Source organism: Candidatus Cloacimonadota bacterium, from assembly GCA_011372345.1.
In the GTDB taxonomy this organism is placed as follows: domain Bacteria; phylum Cloacimonadota; class Cloacimonadia; order Cloacimonadales; family TCS61; genus DRTC01.
Window position 1 is genome coordinate 1 of record DRTC01000442.1, and the last position, 3898, is coordinate 3898.

Annotated in this window: 3 protein-coding genes; all 3 read right to left on the reverse strand. The window is 33.6% G+C overall.

Annotation, left to right across the window (positions count from 1 at the left end; all coding sequences use genetic code 11):
* Nucleotides 1-179 precede the first annotated feature (179 nt).
* The 3 genes from ybeY to ENL20_08600 all read right to left on the reverse strand — a co-directional run bounded on the left by ybeY (nt 180) and on the right by ENL20_08600 (nt 3738).
* Nucleotides 180-608 carry an rRNA maturation RNase YbeY gene (gene ybeY, locus ENL20_08590; GenBank protein ID HHE38614.1) on the reverse strand — a complete coding sequence of 143 codons (429 nt, stop codon included), beginning with the start codon at nt 606-608 and terminating at the stop codon, nt 180-182.
* A 91-nt stretch (nt 609-699) separates the two neighbouring features.
* Entirely contained in the window at nt 700-2787 is a 2088-nt protein-coding gene (locus ENL20_08595; protein ID HHE38615.1) for an HDIG domain-containing protein, read from the reverse strand.
* A 60-nt stretch (nt 2788-2847) separates the two neighbouring features.
* Complete coding sequence (locus ENL20_08600; GenBank protein HHE38616.1) at nt 2848-3738, reverse strand: LysM peptidoglycan-binding domain-containing protein; 891 nt, start codon at nt 3736-3738, stop codon at nt 2848-2850.
* Between the last annotated feature and the right edge of the window lie 160 nt (nt 3739-3898).

The window sequence follows — 3898 nt, forward strand, 5'->3', positions numbered from 1 at the left end:
ACAATAAAATCCTCAAACTGTGGTTGTTTTGATTTAATTCCATTTGCATAAATCAAATTTACCGTTACTCCCCAAAATAATACACTTAACATCATTTTCTTAAACATCTTTCTATCCTCCTAATTTTTTCTCTTTTTAATTTCTCTTAAAGAACCGTCAAAATCATATTATAAATCCTTCTAAACAGACAATTTAATCAAATTAAGGTAGTTTTTTTCTTTCTTATCCATAATTTGTTGTTGTTTAATTGAAATATGGTCATAACCAAGCAGGTGCAAAAGACCATGCAGGAAAATTCTTTGCAATTCCGATTCTATATCCATATTTCCCTTTTGATTATTTGCAATTTTAGTGTCAATAATAATATCTCCGAGCAAAGGAATTTCCTTGCATTCGGAAGGAAAAGAAATAACATCTGTTCTTTTGTCGAGTCCCCTGTATTGTTTGTTGATCTTTCTGATCGTATCATCATCAACCAGAATAAGATTTACAAAACTGTCTTTTCCGATATTTTCATTTTTTTGAACAATATTAAAAACGGATTCAAAGATTTTAAGAGGATAATTTTTATTTGTTCTATTGTCTAATATGATTGGTTTGTGTTTCATTGTAATCTTAAAATCGGACTTTTTCGGTTAATTCTCTCGGAACAATCCGTCAAAAACCGTACTAAAGGTTACGAGTTACATAAATTCCGAGCTACACTTCCGGATATTCAAGTCTTTTTCTGTAAACTCCCATAATGATCGGCATCATATATTTTTTAATGGTATCGAGTTCTTTCATGGTTATGGGTGTTTCATCTAATTGACCGTCATTTATCAGCCTGATGATCGTATCATCGAGAACTTTCTGAATGGCTTTTTCGGAAAGATCGTCCAGAGATTTTGTTGTTGATTCGACAATATCGGCGATCATCACGATGGCAGCTTCTTTTGATTGCGGTTTCGGTCCTAAATAATAGAATTGGTCTTCATCTATATCCAGGTTTGTTTCTATTGCTTTATTGTAGAAATATCTGATTTGTCCGGTGCCATGATGCTGCTCAATAATATCTAATATTTGACGGGGAAGTTTATTTTTTTTAGCGAGAGTAATCCCATCTGAAATATGATTCCTGATCAGGACAGAGCTTTCATTTGCCATCATTTTATCATGCAGTTCCGACGAATTTGAATTGTTTTCAATATAGAACTGCGGATTATTGAGTTTCCCGATGTCATGATAATAACTTCCGACCCTTGCCAGCAGGTAGTTCGCTCCGATAGCTTCCGCAGCGCTTTCCGCTAAATTACCAACGATGAGAGAATGATGATATGTTCCGGGAGTGATCTGCGACATTTTCTTCAGGAGAGGATTATCAAAATCGAGTAATTCCAGCAATATTTGTTTTGTTGCCATATGAAGTTTTCGTTCGATCACCGGGATAACCATTATTAAACCGATAATAGACACGATAATGGAAATAAAACCATAAAATAACCTGGTTGAGAAAACAGCGATATTCTCGAATTTTAGTAAGGAAATGGCAATATTTAAAATTATGAATGAAATAAAAATGTAAATTCCCAGTGCGTAATATTCCTGTTTCTTTTTCATTCGTTTCAGAGCAATTATACCTCCGATAGTAGATAGGCACAACATAGCGGGATTGAGGACGCTCCAATTCAGAAAACAAACAACAAAGATCAGGTTAAAGAAATTAAAGATCAATCCGATGTGGGGATTAAAAACAAGAGAGATCAAGATGACTGAAAATCCAAAAGGAATTATCAAGGACGGAACTTTTAGAATATTATTGATGAAGATCGTGAGAATCACTGAAATTAAGAAAGAACCTGAAAAGACAGAAACTCTGGGAACAGAAAGCATATTTTTATCAAAGAAAAGATTTAAAATAAAATAAAATAAGAAGATCAGGAACAAAGACAGAATAAATGAACCAGATGAAGAGAGGAAAAGTTCATATTTATTTTTGGATTTTTCTCTGTTTTTTTGAGCATTCATCAAAGAATTCAACTTCTGAAGTTCGGTCGTAGTTACTTTACTGTTCTTACTGATTATTTTTTCATTTTTGAGTACTTTTCCGATTGTTTGAGTAACATTTTCCCGAGCTTTCTGCTTTTCTAATTTCGTACTTTCATTATCTACTACAATATTGGTTATCAGGATTATGTTTGCTAATTCGGAAATTACATCTTTTTCTTTTTGAGATCGTGTCCCGATGATCAATTTATGCTTTGCTTCTTCTATTGAATACAATCTTGATAATGGATATTCCCTGATTTTTTTCCCTTTGGATAATTTTATTTTTTCATAAGAGATATTATCCTTATAGATTCCAACATCAAAAATTCCGGAAAGTTCTTCCGTTAAATAAGTATAAATTTCAGTTCTGAATTTTTCATCTAGAAGATTCCGGATGTTTCTACTCGAGATCAAGAAACCATTTTGCTGAAGCTTCTCTTTAATTTTTTCCGAATCTAACTCAGAATTTATAAAATGTTGAAAGATGAAATCCAGGTTCTTTTGAGCATTGAATTTCAAATTTTCTGATACTTTATAGACCGGTTTGATCTTTGCTGCCGCTGCTTCCTGTTCTGCTGTAATTGTTTCATCGCTTTTACGGATACTAAATTCGAATGGAGAGATTATATCTTTTTCAGCTATCTGTCCAAGTTTGAGATCATATTCATATGAATTTGATCTGTAAGGACTGAAAGCAAAATGCAAGATAGCAATTAAGATAGAAGTCAGCGTGATAATAGTGATTTTTGATTTGTTCAATTTTCAGATAAGGAAAGCCTCTCTGAGTAAGAGAGGCTTTTATTTTAGATTAAATTCTATTTAATCTCTCGGGATCTCTAATATTTGATTTGGATAGATCAGGTCTGGATCTTTGATCTGATCCTGGTTTGCTCTGTAAATAATAGACCATTTAGTTCCGTTTCCATAAACTTCGGGATAGGAAGCAATTCTCCAAAGGCATTCACCTTTATAAACTTTCCAGGTGTTGGGAAGTCCTCTCGGTATTTTTAGAACCTGATTTGGATAGATAAGGTTCGGATCTTTGATCTGGTCGCGATTGGCTCGATAAATGATAGGCCATTTTGTGATGTCATTATAAATGAAACTGTAACCTGATATTTTGGATAGCGTTTCACCTTTAAGAACTGTATATTCATCTTCGTAATATTTTGGACGAGCAGCTTCCAGACTATTTTCCAGCCCGATGATCTTATTATCAAGATCGGAGAATTCATCTACAAAATCAGGAACTTTTGTATAATTGGATTCCCGGTAATCATTATAGTCGGCGATTAATTCACGAACAGCTTTCTTTGTTTCCCAGAGTTCAGAATCTGAAAGATTATTCCAGTTATTGATCTTATTATTGAAGTATTTGATCTTTGCCTGGATGCCTGCGAAATCTGCTTTGCTGACTCCTAAAAAGTCGAGGATTTCGTTGTATGTGTTATCGTATTCAGAATTGGTTTCATTCAATAATCTTCCTAATTCTTCGATCCTTGCTGAAAATTTCTCAGAATCTGCATTAGCATCAGCTTTTCTTTGCTGGAGGGCAACAAGTTCATTTTCCAGTTCTTCCCAATACATCAGTCTTTCTTTTTTCTTTAATTTTTTGTAATCTTCTTCACTGAGGTAGGTCACTGACAATGACTGTAAAAAAGTAGGAACTACAAAAAGGATGATGAGAGCGATAATAATAATTTTTTTCATTTTGTCTCCTATTCTCCAGCTTCCAACTGTTTCTGGTAATCTTGTAAACTCTTAAGTTCAGATTGTTTGGTTGCTAATTCTTCTTCCAAAGAGTTTTTTTCTTTTTCTAATTCTGAAGCGCTTTTTTCGGCAGCAATAGCTTCTGATTCTGCTTGTTCCA